We start from the raw sequence: 16,327 nt of genomic DNA on the forward strand, positions 1-16,327 counted from the left end.
TTTAAAAGGAGAGAAAAAACAGCATGTCAACAAGAGATTTATCCGTTTTAATAAGTGTTGTCCTCATTGTGGCGATGCTGGTGATTCCATTTCCTCCATGGCTGTTAAGTATTTTGATCATTATTAATATTTCTCTTGCGTTGATCGTGCTTCTCACCACAATGAATATGCAGGAAGCGCTTCAGTTTTCGATTTTTCCGTCACTGTTGCTTCTTCTAACCCTATTTCGTTTGGGTTTGAATGTCTCAACTACCCGTTCAATTCTTTCACATGGTGAAGGAGGAAAAGTCGTCGAGACTTTCGGAAACTTCGTTGTCGGCGGAAATGTATTAGTTGGACTCGTTGTATTTATCATCCTTATTATTATTCAGTTTATCGTGATTACGAAAGGTGCTGAACGTGTTTCCGAGGTTGCAGCAAGGTTTACGCTGGACGCAATGCCGGGGAAGCAGATGAGTATTGATGCTGATTTAAACGCAGGGATGATTACCGAACAGGAAGCGAAGCACCGCCGCGAAAAAGTGGCAAGAGAAGCAGACTTTTATGGAGCAATGGACGGTGCCAGTAAATTTGTAAAAGGTGACGCGATTGCCGGAATCATCATTGTGATGATCAATATTATTTTCGGTATCGTGATCGGAATGCTTCAGCAGGGCATGTCCATTCAAGAGGCCGCTTCAAAATTTACAATGCTGACTGTAGGGGATGGAATTGTTTCGCAAATTCCGGCGCTGTTAATTTCTACAGCGACGGGTATTGTCGTGACTAGAGCTGCCTCTGAAGGAAACTTAGGGCATGACATTACAGGTCAGCTGTTTGCCTATCCAAAGCTTTTATACGTCGCAGCATCTACGATTTTGCTTCTTGGTATTTTCACTCCGATTGGCATTTTTCTGACGGGGCCGCTTGCAGGGCTGCTTGCTTTCGGCGCTTATATGCTATCTAAATCAGGTAAGGAAAAAGAAGAAGTAGATGAGATTCTCGAGGAAGAGGCTGAGGTTGACGACCTTAAAAGCCCTGAAAGCGTTGTTCAGCTTCTGCACATCGATCCAATAGAGTTTGAGTTTGGGTATGGTCTGATACCGCTTGCTGATGCCAATCAAGGCGGTGATTTATTAGACCGAATTGTGATGATACGCCGTCAGTTGGCTCTGGAACTCGGGCTTGTCATTCCTGTCGTGCGCATCAGAGACAATATAGCGTTACAGCCTAATGAATACCGATTGAAAATTAAAGGCAACGAAGTAGCAAAAGGCGAGCTGTTGCTTGATCATTATTTAGCGATGTCGCCTACACCTGAAGACGATCTCATTGAAGGGATTGAAACAGTGGAACCTTCATTTGGACTGCCAGCCAAGTGGATTAGCGAATCGGTAAAAGATGAAGCTGACATGCTTGGTTATACAGTCGTCGATCCTGCTTCAGTCGTTTCGACCCATATTACGGAGAAAATTAAGCAGTATGCCCACGAATTGATCGGAAGACAGGAGACGAAACAGCTGATCGATCACTTGAAAGAAACGTATCCAGTCCTTGTGGAAGAGGTTACGCCTAATCCGTTGTCTGTCGGTGATATTCAAAAGGTGCTGGCCAAGCTTTTGAAAGAAAAAGTTTCAATCCGAAACTTAGTAACCATTTTTGAAACGCTTGCTGACTATGGAAAATTAACAACAGATTCTGATCTTTTGACAGAGTATACAAGACAGGCACTGGCTAAACAAATTACAGCCCAGTTTGCCAAAGAAAATGAAGTGTTGAAGGTTGTTACTTGTTCGGGTCGTGTAGAAAAGGCAATTGCAGATGGTGTACAGCAAACAGAACACGGAAATTATTTGTCGCTTGAACCAGATGTTTCAGAAAGTATTGTACGCTCCGTCGCTAAAGAAGCCGAACAGCTTTCATTACGTCAGGAAACTGCGATCCTTCTCTGCTCGCCGCCTGTCAGAATGTATGTGAAACAGCTTCTGGAACGATACTTCCCTGACCTTCCGGTACTTTCTTATAACGAACTTGAGGCGAATGTTGAGGTACAAAGCATTGGAGTGGTGGATATTTAATGAAAATAAAAAAATTTACTGCTGCTTCAATGCAAGAAGCGGCACTTCTCATCAGAAAAGAGTTAGGTAATGAAGCGGTCATATTAAATTCGAAAAACATTAAAAAACGAAAATGGTTTGGACTCATCAACAAGCCTGCTGTTGAAGTAATTGCCGTATTGGATCAGGACTTTCTTGAGCAAAAAAGGCCTAAGAAAGCAACTGAGCCGAAACCAGCATTAAAAACTCCGGTCAGCAGTCCGAAAATAGAGGAGAGGACATATCTCCCTCAAATTCCGGCGCAACATGAGCCTGGTGATTTTTCAGTTTATCAATCTGTACTTCCTGAGCCGCTGCGAAAAGCAGAAAAGCTTTTGCAGGAAACGGGAATTAAAGAGTCGACGAAGACGAGTGCTCTGAAAAAATTGCTTCGCTGCTCTGTGGAAGCGGGCGGTCTGACGGAAGAAAACGTGATCGGCAAACTTCAGGATATACTATGCGATACGCTGCCTTCAGCAGACAAGTGGCAGGAGCCTATTCACTCAAAGTATATCGTGCTGTTTGGTTCAACAGGGGCTGGAAAAACAACAACACTGGCTAAGCTCGCAGCCATATCTATGCTTGAAAAACAGAAAAAAATCGCTTTTATTACAACAGATACGTATCGGATAGCAGCTGTTGAACAGTTGAAAACATACGCCGAACTGCTGCAGGCTCCTCTGGAAGTTTGCTATACAAAAGAAGAATTTCAGCAGGCGAAGGAGTTATTTTCTGAGTATGATCATGTGTTTATTGATACAGCCGGAAGAAACTTCAAGGAGCAGCAATACATTGAAGAATTGAAAGAAACGATTCCTTTTGAGAGCAGCATTCAGTCATTTCTCGTTTTATCCGCGACTGCAAAATATGAAGATATGAAGTATATTGTCAAACGTTTTTCATCCGTCCCTGTCAATCAGTTTATTTTTACGAAAATAGATGAGACTACTTCCTTAGGTTCTGTATTTAATATACTGGAAGAATCAAAAATAGGTGCCGGGTTTTTAACGAACGGCCAGAATGTGCCGGAGGATATACAGACTGTATCTCCACTTGATTTTGTAAGGATGCTGTGCAGATGAATAGATTTGACCAAGCAGCAACTTTACGGGCGAAAATGGAAAAGCGTCAGCGTGTTCTGCCAATGGTTTATTCACAAAAAGCGAAGACACTTGCTGTCATCAGCGGCAAGGGCGGTGTCGGAAAATCCAATATTACCTTAAATATGGCCCTTGCGCTGCAGGATAAAGGTAAGAAGGTACTGCTCATCGATCTTGATATTGGGATGGGGAACATTGATATATTAATTGGAGACTTATCTTCCGCCACGATTATCGATGTATTAACCGATCGAAAGCCTTTGATGCAGTCATTATCCACTGGGCCAAAGGGTTTGCGGTATATATCAGGGGGAACCGGCCTGGATGTAATGTTCAAGCTGGATCAGAAAAAATGGGCGTTTTTTGCTAATGAGCTTTCTCATGCACTAAGCCAGTTCGATTATGTGCTGTTTGACATGGGAGCGGGCTTATCAAAAGATCAGCTGCCTTTTATTTTATCGGCAGAAGATATTTTGATCATAACAACTCCCGAACCGACGGCCATCATGGACGCATACAGCGCTGTCAAGCACTTGGTTTTGACAGGAAATAAACTTTCAATGAATGTGGCTGTCAATCGGTGCCGTGATCAAAAGGAAGGGCTGGAGGCTTTTACTCGCCTTTCCCGCACGATTCATATGTTTTTGGATGTTCAGGTTCAGTTTGCCGGTTCCGTTTCTGACGATCCGATCGTGAGCAAAGCAGTTATCGAACAGGTTCCTTTTTTCATAAAAAGTCCTCAGGCAAAAGCCAGCCGGTCAGTCCGTCTTTTAGCGGACGCCTTGTTTGAAAGAGAAGAAACAAGACACAAAGAAGACAAACAGACATTTATTGAGAAATTATCTTCTTTTTTAATGAGGAGGGCTTAATTTGATTCGTGTGCTTGTAGTTGATGATTCAGCTTTCATGAGAAAAATGATAAGTGATTTTTTAACCGAGGAACAGCAGATAGAAGTAATCGGAACTGCGAGAAACGGAGAAGAAGCGCTTAAGAAGATTAAATTACTAAAACCAGATGTTGTTACTCTTGATGTTGAAATGCCGGTCATGAATGGAACAGACACACTGCGCAAAATCATTGAGATTTATAACTTGCCGGTCATCATGGTGTCAAGCCAGACCGAAAAAGGAAAAGAGTGCACCATTAATTGTTTAGAGATCGGTGCCTTTGACTTTATCACAAAGCCATCAGGCTCAATATCTCTGGATTTGTACAAAATTAAAGAACAATTGGTTGAGCGTGTTGTCGCGGCTGGACTTTCCGGCAAGCGGAAACACCCTGTTTCACAGGCAGTTCGGCCTGAACCTATAGTACGTGCTGTAAAGCCTGAATTAAGCAAGCCGAGACCCGGCATAGGCAAACAAATTGTATGTATCGGCACATCAACAGGCGGTCCAAGGGCGTTACAAAAGGTGATACCGAAGCTCCCTAAGGATTTGAACGCACCAGTGGTTGTTGTTCAGCATATGCCTGAAGGTTTTACTGCTTCTTTGGCTGAGCGGCTGAATCATTTATCCGACATTCAAGTAAAAGAAGCAAAAGATGGTGAAGCAGCTCTTAACAGCTGTGTTTACATAGCACCGGGAGGAAAAAACATATCCGTTATCAAAAACAGCGGAGGACTTCAGATCGTGCTTGATAATCTTGATACGCCAAGCCGCCATAAACCATCAGCTGATTATTTATTTCGTTCTGTCGGTAAACTGGCAGACTATGAAAAAGTAGCGGTTATCATGACCGGAATGGGCAGTGACGGCACTGCCGGCTTAAAGGACATGCTTACGGCCGGCAATGTGAAAACCATTGCGGAGTCTGAAGATTCTTGTGTCGTATATGGGATGCCGAAAGCAGCTGTTAAAGCGGGCCTCATCCATGAGATTAAACATGTGGAAGATATCGCAGCATCCATCACAAGCTGTGTGAAAAAAGAGAGGGTGTGATTCAAATGGATATGAATCAGTATTTAGATGTCTTTATTGATGAGAGTAAAGAACATTTACAAACATGTAATGAAAAGCTTCTCCTTTTAGAGAAAGACCCGACTGACCTTCAGCTCGTTCATGATATATTCAGAGCTGCCCATACATTAAAAGGAATGAGCGCAACGATGGGCTATACCGACTTAGCACATCTAACCCACCTGCTTGAAAACGTGCTGGATGCATTCAGAAACGGAGACATGGCAGTTACCCCAGACTGGCTGGATATTTTGTTTGAAGCCTTGGATCACCTGGAAGCTATGGTTCAGTCTATTATTGACGGCGGGGATGGTAAAAGAGATATCTCAGAAGTGAGTGCCAAGCTTGATGTGAATGGTGCGCACGCTGAAACAGCTGCTTCTGCGGAAGTTGCAGAAGCACAGAATTCAGCATCTGATTGGGAATATGACGAATTTGAGCGGACTGTCATACAAGAAGCTGAGGAGCAAGGTTTCAAACGATATGAAATCAAGATTTCTCTGAACGAAAACTGTATGTTAAAAGCAGTTCGTGTCTATATGGTGTTTGAAAAGCTTAATGAAGTTGGGGAAGTAGCCAAAACAATTCCAAGTGCGGAAGTGCTTGAAACAGAAGATTTCGGCACTGACTTTCAAGTTTGTTTCTTAACACATCAATCAGCGGAAGAGATTGAACAATTAATCAATGGTGTTTCAGAAATTGAGCATGTTCAAGTCATCCAAGGGGCTCCTTTAACATCAGCTGAAAAGCCGGAAGAATCTAAGCCGGCAGATTCGCAAGCGCCTGTACCTGTGAAGCAGGAGAAACAAAAGCAGCCTGCTAAAAACGATGAACAGGCGAAGCATACAGCCGGCGGGTCTAAAACAATTCGTGTCAACATTGACAGACTTGATTCTTTAATGAACCTATTTGAAGAGCTTGTCATTGACCGTGGGCGTCTCGAGCAGATTGCAAAAGAGCTTGAGCACAATGAACTGACTGAAACGGTTGAACGAATGACGAGAATTTCCGGAGATTTGCAATCGATTATTCTTAATATGAGAATGGTTCCGGTTGAAACCGTTTTTAACCGGTTCCCGAGAATGATTCGCCAGCTTCAAAAAGAGCTGAATAAAAAAATCGAACTCTCGATTATCGGTGCGGAAACTGAACTGGATCGAACAGTGATCGATGAGATTGGAGATCCTCTCGTTCACTTGATCAGAAACAGTATTGACCATGGGATCGAGTCGCCGGAAACACGTTTGCAAAAGGGAAAACCGGAATCAGGAAAAGTTGTACTTAAAGCTTATCACAGCGGCAACCATGTCTTTATCGAAGTAGAGGATGACGGTGCAGGCCTTAATCGCAAAAAAATTCTCGAAAAAGCACTTGAGCGCGGGGTCATTACGGAAAAAGAAGCTGAAACTTTAGAAGACAATGAAATTTACGAATTGATCTTTGCTCCAGGGTTCTCAACTGCTGATCAAATTTCTGATATTTCCGGCCGCGGTGTTGGACTTGATGTTGTAAAAAATAAACTGGAGTCTCTGGGCGGTTCAGTCAGTGTGAAATCTGCAGAAGGTCAAGGCTCTCTATTCAGCATCCAGCTTCCGCTTACCTTGTCTATTATTTCAGTTCTGCTGATCAAATTGGAAGAAGAGACATTTGCCATTCCGATTTCTTCAATCATTGAAACGGCAGTTATTGACAGAAAAGACATTTTGCAAACGCATGACCGTGAAGTGATTGACTTTAGAGGGCATATTGTCCCTGTCGTTTATTTAAAAGAAGAGTTTAAAATAGAAGATACAAGACCAGATGCGGAACAGCTCCATATCATTATCGTGAAAAAAGGCGACAAACCTACTGCATTTGTGGTGGACTCCTTTATTGGCCAGCAGGAAGTCGTGCTGAAATCACTCGGAGATTATTTAACAAACGTTTTTGCAATTTCCGGAGCTACTATTTTAGGAGACGGAGAAGTAGCGCTCATTATTGATTGTAATGCACTGATTATTTAACCATTCGAGGAGGTGTCTCACATGACTGCAGAAATTAAAACAGGCGAAAAAATGATTGTCTTTATGGTAAATGGTAAAGAATATGCCATTTCCGTCACTCAGGTGAAATCAATTGAAAAATGGCAAAAGCCAACGAGAGTGCCTGGCGTCGAACCATATATTTGCGGGGTAATCAATTTGCGCGGAGTGGTGACTCCGGTTATTGATTTAAGAAAGCGCCTGAATTTGCCAGAGTATGAAATTACCGATGAAACACGAATTATCATTATTGCTTATCGTGATACTGAAATCGGCTGGATTGTGGATGAAGCTAATGATGTGATTACCGTACACGAAAGTGAAATAGAATCCGCTCCAGAAGGCATCCAGAAAGATACGGATGTGTCGATCGAACAGATTGTGAAACAAGAGAACAGACTCTTAAATATTATTGACGCAAACGCGGTGTTGGATAAAGAATCATCTCAGTCCGCTGTGCCCGATCAAGCTTAATCTTAAAGGGGTTATGACATGAGTATTTTTAATGGAATCAAAGAAGAGCAGATGGACATTTTGCGGGAAGTCGGCAATATAGGCGCCGGCCACTCCGCCTCTGCAATGGCCCAGCTGTTAAATAGAAAGATAGATATGGAAGTCCCGTTTGCAAAGCTGCTGTCTTTCGATGAGCTTGTCGATTTTTTCGGCGGCGCTGATATTCCGGTTGCCAGCATTTTTTTAAGAATGGAAGGCGACTTAACGGGTTCAATGTTCTTTATAATGCCTTTTTATCAGGCGGAGCAGTTTATCAGAGAGCTGATTGGCAACCCCGATTTTGATATAGAGGACTTAGGTGAAGATCATATGAGCTCATCCGCTTTGCATGAACTGGGCAATATTTTAGCAGGATCATATTTAACGGCCTTAGCGGATTTGACGAAACTCCAGCTTTATCCAAGTGTTCCTGAAGTTTCATTGGACATGTTCGGCGCTGTGATCAGCGAAGGGCTGATGGAGCTCAGTCAGGTTGGAGAACACGCCATTGTTGTAGACACGTCAATTTTTGACCAAAGCCATCAGCAGGAGCTGAAAGCGCATATGTTTATGCTGCCGGACTATGATTCATTTGAAAAGCTCTTTGTCGCCTTGGGTGCATCATTATGAGTACAACTGAGGCTGTTGTTGTAAAGGTTGGAATTGCTGACGTGAAGGTCGCCCGCTTCCCGGACACCATCAGGACCTCTGGGTTGGGATCATGTGTGGGGCTGGTGCTTTATGATAAAGAAAAGCAAACGGCGGGGCTTGTCCATGTCATGCTTCCGGATTCGACGTTATCGAAAACTGCCGAACTCAATCGAGCTAAGTATGCTGACACAGCCGTAAAGACCACGATTGATATGCTGATAGAAGCAGGATGCCGGAAATTTGCATTAAAAGCAAAGCTGGCCGGCGGATCAGAGATGTTTAAATTTAAATCGACAAATGATTTGATGAAGATAGGACCGAGAAATGTATTAGCAATAAAGGAACAGTTGTCTTTATATAATATTCCTATCATTAGTGAAGATACGGGCGGCTCAAGCGGCCGGACGATAGAATTTGAACCGAAGTCCTGCATGCTGCATATTCGAACTGTTAAACAAGGTGAAAAAACGATTTAATTAAGGTATTAGGGGGATAACAATGCAATCCTTGAATTATGAAGATCAGGTGCTTTGGACGCGCTGGAAAGAGTGGAAAGATCCTAAAGCCGGTGACGATTTAATGCGCCGTTACATGCCGCTTGTCACATATCATGTAGGCAGAATTTCTGTCGGACTGCCGAAATCAGTGCATAAAGACGATCTTATGAGCCTTGGTATGCTTGGTTTATATGATGCCCTTGAAAAATTTGACCCCAGCCGGGACTTAAAATTTGATACCTATGCCTCGTTTAGAATTCGCGGTGCAATCATAGACGGGCTTCGTAAAGAAGATTGGCTGCCCAGAACCTCCCGTGAAAAAACAAAGAAGGTTGAAGCAGCAATTGAAAAGCTTGAACAGCGCTATCTTCGGAACGTATCGCCCGCAGAAATTGCAGAGGAACTCGGAATGACGGTACAGGATGTAGTGTCAACAATGAATGAAGGTTTTTTTGCAAATCTGCTGTCAATTGATGAAAAGCTCCACGATCAAGATGACGGTGAAAACATTCAGGTCATGATCAGAGATGACAAGAATGTTCCGCCTGAAGAAAAGATTATGAAGGATGAACTGATTGCACAGCTTGCTGAAAAAATTCACGAACTCTCTGAAAAAGAACAGCTTGTTGTCAGTTTGTTCTACAAAGAGGAGCTGACATTGACAGAAATCGGACAAGTATTGAATCTTTCTACGTCCCGCATATCACAGATCCATTCAAAGGCACTATTTAAATTAAAGAATCTGCTTGAAAAAGTAATTCAATAATGAATTTCATGGTTAGCGAGTGAAAAACATGTCAACACTATTATGGCTTTTAAGCTTTACGCTCCACGGTGTTCTTCTGTACGCTGTCATTATCTTGTATACGAGGCTCGCGGCTGTGAAAGAAACTGAAAAACAGCAAAAGAAGATACTTGAAGAGACGGAAAACACCTTGGCGGCATTTCTTCTTGAATTAAAAGAAGAAAATGAGAAACTGATAGAAAATACCGGTTCACCTTCAAGTCACGCGGAAGAAGAAACCCAAAAGCCAGACCTTCGGCGCTCCAAAAAAGATTCAGAGCGGGATGCAGCTCAAGAAGAAGAGAATCTTCTTGAGCATATTGAAGGTCTGATTACTGAGGTTGAACGTCAGGAAGAGAGCGTTAACAGCAATGCCCAATCATTTGAAGACCAGGTCATAGAATTATATGAGCAGGGGTATTCGGCCAGTCAAATTGCTCAGAAACTGAAGAGCGGAAAGACAGAAATCGAGCTATTTTTAAAATTTCGCTCCAAAGGTGTAAAGGATTCTTGATTGTCGGATAAAGCTGTGTTATATTATGTCTTGGTGTTAAATACACACGCTTAACGATTTATGCAGAGGGTGCTGCAGGCGGCAGTTCTGCACAAAAATGACCTAAGCGGAGGAAAAAAACCATTATACTAGGAGGAAATAACATGTCAGTCATTTCTATGAAGCAATTGCTTGAAGCTGGTGTTCACTTCGGTCACCAAACACGCCGTTGGAACCCAAAAATGAAGCGTTACATTTTCACGGAGCGTAACGGAATCTATATCATTGACCTTCAAAAAACAGTCAAAAAAGTAGAGGAAGCTTACAACTTCACTAAAAATCTTGCTGCTGAAGGCGGAAAAATCCTTTTCGTCGGAACAAAAAAACAAGCTCAAGATTCTGTCAAAGAAGAAGCTCAGCGCTCTGGCATGTACTATGTCAACCAACGTTGGTTGGGCGGTACATTAACAAACTTTGAAACAATCCAAAAACGTATTAAACGTCTTAAAGACATTGAAAAAATGCAAGAAAACGGTACGTTTGATGTCCTTCCTAAAAAAGAAGTCGTTCAATTGAAAAAAGAATTAGAGCGTCTTGAAAAATTCCTAGGCGGAATTAAAGATATGAAGGGTCTTCCTGATGCATTATTCATCATCGATCCTCGCAAAGAGCGCATCGCTGTTGCGGAAGCTCGCAAATTAAACATCCCTATCATCGGTATCGTAGATACTAACTGTGATCCAGATGAAATCGATGTTGTAATCCCAGCGAACGATGACGCTATTCGCGCTGTTAAACTTCTAACTTCTAAAATGGCAGATGCAATCTTAGAAGCGAAGCAAGGCGAAGAAGAAGCGGATGTTGCTGAAGAAACTGCACCAGAAACAGAAACAACAACTGCGTAACCTATTCAAAAGGTGATAAGAGGGACTGCCTTTTATCACCTTTTTTCAAGAAAAATGTGTATTATACATACTCTTGTTTAAACATATAAGGAGGAATACAAATGGCAATTACTGCACAGCAAGTAAAAGAACTGCGTGAAAAAACTGGCGCGGGCATGATGGATTGTAAAAAAGCGTTAACTGAAACTGACGGAGATATGGACAAAGCAATTGACCTTTTAAGAGAAAAAGGAATTGCAAAAGCAGCGAAAAAAGCTGACCGTATCGCAGCAGAAGGTTCTACTCTTATTAAAACTGACGGCAACAAAGGCGTTATCTTAGAAGTGAACTCTGAAACTGACTTCGTTGCGAAAAACGAAGGCTTCAAAGAGCTTCTTAACACTTTAGCTGACCACCTTCTTGCAAATACTCCAGCAGATGTTGAAGAAGCAATGGGTCAAAAAATGGAAAACGGCTCTACTGTTGAAGAGTACATCACAAGCGCAGTTGCTAAAATCGGTGAGAAAATCACTCTTCGCCGCTTTACAGTTCTTACAAAAGACGACAGCTCTGCATTCGGTGCTTACCTTCACATGGGCGGCCGCATCGGCGTATTAACTGTTCTGAACGGTACAACTGACGAAGAAATTGCGAAAGATATCGCAATGCACGTTGCTGCGGTTAACCCTCGTTACATTTCTCGTGATCAAGTATCTGAAGAAGAAAGAAATCATGAGCGTCAAATCTTAACTCAGCAAGCCCTTCAAGAAGGTAAACCAGAAAACATCGTAGCGAAAATGGTTGAAGGCCGTCTGAACAAATTCTTCGAAGAAATTTGTCTTTTAGACCAAGCGTTCGTTAAAAACCCAGATGAAAAAGTGAAACAAGTCGTTGCAGCGAAAAACGCAACTGTTCAAACTTATGTACGCTATGAAGTTGGAGAAGGCATCGAAAAACGTCAAGAAAACTTTGCTGAAGAAGTAATGAACCAAGTGAAAAAATAATGGTGAAAAGATTTCGCGGCCAAGTCGCGTCTTTTCAGGCAGTATAGGGGACACACTTTGTGTTCCCTATTTTTAAAACTATATTTACAAACCTTTTTTTCTCTTGCATAATAGAAAACGGCAATGTTTACACTTGGAGGTTATCATGGAAAAACCAAAATACAAACGTATCGTATTAAAGCTTAGCGGGGAAGCATTGGCAGGAGAACAGGGAAATGGAATTAACCCAACTGTCATTCAATCCATTGCAAAGCAAGTGAAAGAAATCGCTGAGCTTGAAGTCGAAGTGGCTGTTGTAGTAGGCGGCGGCAACTTATGGCGCGGAAAAACAGGAAGTGACCTGGGCATGGACCGTGCAACTGCTGACTATATGGGAATGCTGGCGACAGTTATGAATTCGCTTGCTCTTCAAGACAGCTTGGAAACACTCGGAATCCAGTCCAGAGTGCAAACATCCATTGAAATGAGACAAGTTGCTGAACCGTACATAAGAAGAAAAGCGATACGCCACTTAGAGAAAAAACGTGTCGTTATTTTCGCTGCGGGCACAGGAAACCCATATTTCTCAACTGATACGACAGCTGCACTGCGGGCTGCTGAAATTGAAGCAGATGTTATTTTAATGGCTAAAAATAATGTTGACGGTGTGTATAATGCTGATCCTAGAAAAGATGAATCAGCTGTTAAGTATGAATCACTTTCTTATCTTGACGTTCTTAAAGACGGCCTGGAAGTTATGGATTCAACAGCATCATCTTTATGCATGGATAATGACATTCCGCTTATCGTCTTTTCTATTATGGAAGAAGGAAACATCAAACGTGCCGTTATCGGTGAATCAATCGGAACGATCGTGAGGGGGAAATAACGTGTCAAAAGAAGTATTAACTCAAACAAAGGAAAAAATGGAAAAAGCAATTGCTGCTTATCAACGTGAATTGGCTACTGTACGCGCAGGCCGTGCAAATCCATCTTTATTAGATAAAGTAACGGTTGAATATTACGGAGCACAGACACCTTTAAATCAGTTGTCTTCTATTAATGTGCCTGAAGCTCGTATGCTCGTGATAACGCCATACGACAAAACAGCAATCGGTGATATCGAAAAAGCGATTTTAAAAGCTGATTTAGGTCTTACGCCAACAAGTGACGGCAATATGATTCGAATTGCGATTCCGGCATTAACGGAAGAAAGACGGAAAGAATTAGTGAAAGTTGTAAAAAAATATGCTGAAGACGCGAAAGTAGCTGTCCGTAACGTTCGCCGTGATGCTAACGATGATCTCAAAAAACTTGAGAAAAACGGAGACATTACTGAGGATGAACTGCGTGCTTCAACTGAAGACGTTCAAAAACTGACAGATGAATATGTGTCAAAAATTGACAGTGTCACAAAAGACAAAGAAAAAGAAATCATGGAAGTTTAATGAAAAACTATGTACAATAGATAATAGTGAAAAGACCCTCTCATGTTTACAGGGGGTTTTTTTGTTAATACTGTTGATTACATTGATTATCAGCAGGGAATGCAACCTTTTTGGGTGACGGAGGAATCTCATGCTCAACATACTCAAAAATTGGAAGAACCAGCAAACTGCGGCTTCCAACTTAGAACGTTATACAAAAGAAGACATACTTAAGGGAGAAATTCCCGAACACATCGCCATTATCATGGATGGAAATGGCCGTTGGGCTAAAAAACGCTCTCTTCCCCGAATTGCAGGCCACCATGAAGGGATGAAGGTGGTAAAAAGGACAACGAAGCTTGCAAACGAATTAGGTGTAAAAGTACTGACATTGTATGCATTTTCAACAGAAAACTGGAAGAGGCCGAAAATGGAAGTTGATTTTTTAATGAAGCTTCCGGAAGAATTTTTGAATACGTATCTTCCAGAGCTTGTTGAGGAGAATGTACAGGTTCGGATCATTGGAGATGAAACGGCTTTGCCGGCACACACATTACGCGCGATTGAAAAGGCAGTACAGGATACGGCGCAAAACGACGGAATGATTCTTAATTTTGCTCTCAATTATGGAGGTCGTACTGAAATTGTCACTGCTGCAAAAACACTCGCGGAAAAAGTGAAGGATGGCTCTTTGAATATTGAAGACATTGATGAATCGCTTTTTTCTAATTATTTAATGACTGAATCTTTGCAGGACCCTGAACTTTTAATTCGAACGAGCGGCGAGATAAGACTGAGTAATTTTATGCTATGGCAGGTTGCCTACAGTGAATTTGTCTTTACTGACGTCTTGTGGCCTGATTTTAAAGAAGATCACTTCTTACAGGCGTTAGGAGAATATCAGCAGAGAGGCCGGAGGTTTGGCGGAATTTAGAGGATGGTGGACATGAAACAAAGAATTTTGACAGGTGTTCTGGCAGCAATTGTATTTTTATTTTTGGTTATTGTCGGGAAATTGCCGTTCACCATATTAATTTATGCTATGGGCAGTGTGGCGCTTTTTGAACTTTTACGGATGAAAAAGCTGAAGCTGGTTTCACTGCCGGGTTTGATCGGTCTTTTATTATTGTGGATGTTCTTATTGCCAAGCCAGTATTCGTTTTTTGAAGCAGACGGTATTTCAAAAATGGAAATCGCTTTGTTTGCGGTACTGCTTTTGCTGACTTACACAGTGTTGGTGAAAAACACCTTTACTTTTGATGAAGTCGGTTTTATTACGCTTGCAGCAATTTACATTGGAATGTGTTTTCATTATTTTATAGAAATCAGAAATCTTGACCAATACGGGTTAACATACATTTTTTACGCGTGTGTTGTGATTTGGTCCACGGATTCCGGTGCGTATTTTGTCGGGAAATCGCTTGGTAAGCGGAAACTGTGGCCAGAAATCAGTCCGAATAAAACAGTGGAAGGATTTGCAGGCGGAATCGTTATCGCGCTTGTATTGGCGACGATTTTTCAGCTTATTGCACATCTTCCGATCCCGTATATCTATATGCTGTTGATCACGCTGTTTTTGTCTGTTTTCGGACAACTTGGAGATTTAGTGGAATCCGCCTTGAAAAGACATTACGATGTAAAGGATTCTGGAAAGATTCTTCCCGGGCATGGCGGGATATTAGACCGTTTTGACAGTTTCTTGTTTGTCATGCCTTTCTTGTACTTTCTGCTTGCCCTTTTTTCATAAAAAAGTCTAATATGAATATGAGACTGATCATGCAGCACAAAGAATAGGAGTAGTGGCAACTTTGAAAAATATTTGTCTTTTAGGAGCAACAGGATCAATCGGCGAACAGACTCTTGACGTACTGCGTACACATCAAGATCAATTTCAGCTGATATCTATGTCGTTTGGCAGAAATATTGATAAGGCCGTTCCAATGATAGAGGCCTTTCAGCCGAAGTTTGTCTCTGTCGGTGATCTGGATACATATCATAAACTAAAACAAATGTCTTTTTCTTTTGAATGCCAAATCGGGCTGGGAGAAGAAGGACTGATAGAAGCAGCAGTGATGGAGGAGGTTGACATAGTTGTCAACGCCTTACTCGGAAGCGTCGGTCTCATCCCGACGTTAAAGGCAATTGAACAGAAAAAAACAATTGCGCTTGCAAATAAGGAAACTCTTGTCACTGCAGGGCATATAGTAAAAGAACATGCTAAGAAATATGATGTTCCGCTGCTGCCTGTTGACAGTGAGCATTCGGCCATTTTTCAAGCGCTACAAGGCGAACAGGCTAAAAACATTGAACGCCTCATCATTACGGCATCCGGCGGAAGCTTTCGGGACAAGACGCGGGATGAGCTCGAATCAGTAACAGTTGAGGACGCATTAAAACACCCGAATTGGTCAATGGGTGCAAAAATTACGATTGATTCGGCTACAATGATGAATAAGGGATTAGAGGTGATCGAGGCACATTGGCTTTTCGATATACCATATGAACAAATTGATGTGGTTTTACATAAGGAGAGCATCATCCATTCAATGGTTGAGTTTCATGACAAAAGTGTGATCGCACAGCTCGGAACTCCGGATATGAGGGTTCCAATCCAGTATGCACTCACTTACCCTGACCGCTTGCCATTACCAGATGCGAAAAGGCTTGAATTATGGGAAATCGGCAGCCTCCATTTTGAGAAAGCTGATTTTGACAGGTTCCGATGCTTACAATTTGCTTTTGAATCAGGTAAAATAGGAGGAACAATGCCGACAGTGCTAAATGCTGCAAATGAAGTAGCTGTTGCTGCCTTTTTAGCCGGCAAGATACCGTTTTTGGCTATTGAAGACTGTATCGAAAAGGCACTATCCCGCCATCAGTTAATTAAAAAACCGAGCCTGGCGGACATTCAAGAAGTGGACAAAGATACCCGGGGATACGTCAATTCAATACTCACATAAG

The 16,327-nt window shown here is 42.1% G+C and carries 17 protein-coding genes; all 17 read left to right on the forward strand.

Translation table 11 applies throughout. The features are described from left to right. The first annotated feature begins 23 nt into the window (after positions 1–23). The 17 genes from flhA to dxr all read left to right on the forward strand — a co-directional run bounded on the left by flhA (position 24) and on the right by dxr (position 16,326). The gene (gene flhA, locus AC4CV5_RS09360; RefSeq protein WP_166852942.1) at positions 24–2,057 is read left to right on the forward strand and encodes a flagellar biosynthesis protein FlhA; all 2,034 of its coding nucleotides are present in this window, start codon (positions 24–26) and stop codon (positions 2,055–2,057) included. Then, the gene (locus AC4CV5_RS09365) at positions 2,057–3,157 is read left to right on the forward strand and encodes a flagellar biosynthesis protein FlhF (protein ID WP_490922596.1); all 1,101 of its coding nucleotides are present in this window, start codon (positions 2,057–2,059) and stop codon (positions 3,155–3,157) included. Before flhA ends, AC4CV5_RS09365 begins: the two co-directional genes overlap by 1 nt. Next, positions 3,148–4,044, forward strand: coding sequence for a flagellum location/number ATPase FlhG (flhG, locus tag AC4CV5_RS09370; protein ID WP_490922598.1), 897 nt, complete (start codon positions 3,148–3,150; stop codon positions 4,042–4,044). Before AC4CV5_RS09365 ends, flhG begins: the two co-directional genes overlap by 10 nt. Position 4,045: 1 nt before the next feature. Further along, entirely contained in the window at positions 4,046–5,116 is a 1,071-nt protein-coding gene (gene cheB, locus AC4CV5_RS09375; RefSeq protein ID WP_490922599.1) for a protein-glutamate O-methylesterase CheB, read from the forward strand. A 5-nt stretch (positions 5,117–5,121) separates the two neighbouring features. Beyond that, positions 5,122–7,137, forward strand: coding sequence for a chemotaxis protein CheA (cheA, locus tag AC4CV5_RS09380; protein ID WP_326220498.1), 2,016 nt, complete (start codon positions 5,122–5,124; stop codon positions 7,135–7,137). A gap of 21 nt (positions 7,138–7,158) precedes the next feature. Then, a complete protein-coding gene (cheW, locus tag AC4CV5_RS09385) occupies positions 7,159–7,629 on the forward strand; it encodes a chemotaxis protein CheW (RefSeq protein WP_166852930.1) in 471 nt (156 codons plus the stop codon). An 18-nt stretch (positions 7,630–7,647) separates the two neighbouring features. Beyond that, positions 7,648–8,277 carry a CheY-P phosphatase CheC gene (gene cheC, locus AC4CV5_RS09390; RefSeq protein WP_003220907.1) on the forward strand — a complete coding sequence of 210 codons (630 nt, stop codon included), beginning with the start codon at positions 7,648–7,650 and terminating at the stop codon, positions 8,275–8,277. Next, positions 8,274–8,774, forward strand: a complete 501-nt coding sequence (gene cheD / locus AC4CV5_RS09395; RefSeq protein WP_166852928.1) for a chemoreceptor glutamine deamidase CheD — start codon at positions 8,274–8,276, stop codon at positions 8,772–8,774. The genes cheC and cheD overlap by 4 nt, the downstream gene beginning before the upstream one ends. Positions 8,775–8,796: 22 nt before the next feature. Then, positions 8,797–9,561 carry an RNA polymerase sigma-28 factor SigD gene (gene sigD, locus AC4CV5_RS09400; protein WP_003220911.1) on the forward strand — a complete coding sequence of 255 codons (765 nt, stop codon included), beginning with the start codon at positions 8,797–8,799 and terminating at the stop codon, positions 9,559–9,561. A gap of 28 nt (positions 9,562–9,589) precedes the next feature. Further along, positions 9,590–10,093, forward strand: coding sequence for a Swarming motility protein SwrB (locus tag AC4CV5_RS09405; RefSeq protein WP_166852926.1), 504 nt, complete (start codon positions 9,590–9,592; stop codon positions 10,091–10,093). 143 nt (positions 10,094–10,236) lie between these two features. After that, complete coding sequence (rpsB, locus tag AC4CV5_RS09410) at positions 10,237–10,977, forward strand: 30S ribosomal protein S2 (protein WP_490922602.1); 741 nt, start codon at positions 10,237–10,239, stop codon at positions 10,975–10,977. A gap of 101 nt (positions 10,978–11,078) precedes the next feature. Continuing rightward, positions 11,079–11,960, forward strand: a complete 882-nt coding sequence (gene tsf, locus AC4CV5_RS09415) for a translation elongation factor Ts (RefSeq protein WP_166852923.1) — start codon at positions 11,079–11,081, stop codon at positions 11,958–11,960. Positions 11,961–12,105: 145 nt separating this feature from the next. Further along, positions 12,106–12,828: a UMP kinase gene (pyrH, locus tag AC4CV5_RS09420; protein WP_003220923.1), complete on the forward strand. Its 723-nt coding sequence runs from the start codon at positions 12,106–12,108 to the stop codon at positions 12,826–12,828. A 1-nt stretch (position 12,829) separates the two neighbouring features. Next, complete coding sequence (frr, locus tag AC4CV5_RS09425) at positions 12,830–13,387, forward strand: ribosome recycling factor (RefSeq protein ID WP_166852921.1); 558 nt, start codon at positions 12,830–12,832, stop codon at positions 13,385–13,387. 130 nt (positions 13,388–13,517) lie between these two features. Next, on the forward strand, positions 13,518–14,300 hold the full coding sequence (gene uppS / locus AC4CV5_RS09430; RefSeq protein WP_326220492.1) for an undecaprenyl pyrophosphate synthase: 783 nt from the start codon (positions 13,518–13,520) through the stop codon (positions 14,298–14,300). Positions 14,301–14,303: 3 nt separating this feature from the next. After that, complete coding sequence (gene cdsA, locus AC4CV5_RS09435; RefSeq protein WP_326220490.1) at positions 14,304–15,113, forward strand: phosphatidate cytidylyltransferase; 810 nt, start codon at positions 14,304–14,306, stop codon at positions 15,111–15,113. Positions 15,114–15,174: 61 nt separating this feature from the next. After that, positions 15,175–16,326, forward strand: a complete 1,152-nt coding sequence (gene dxr, locus AC4CV5_RS09440) for a 1-deoxy-D-xylulose-5-phosphate reductoisomerase (RefSeq protein WP_373923590.1) — start codon at positions 15,175–15,177, stop codon at positions 16,324–16,326. The last annotated feature ends 1 nt before the right edge of the window (position 16,327 follow it).

This window comes from Bacillus sp. NS1 (genome assembly GCF_058248265.1).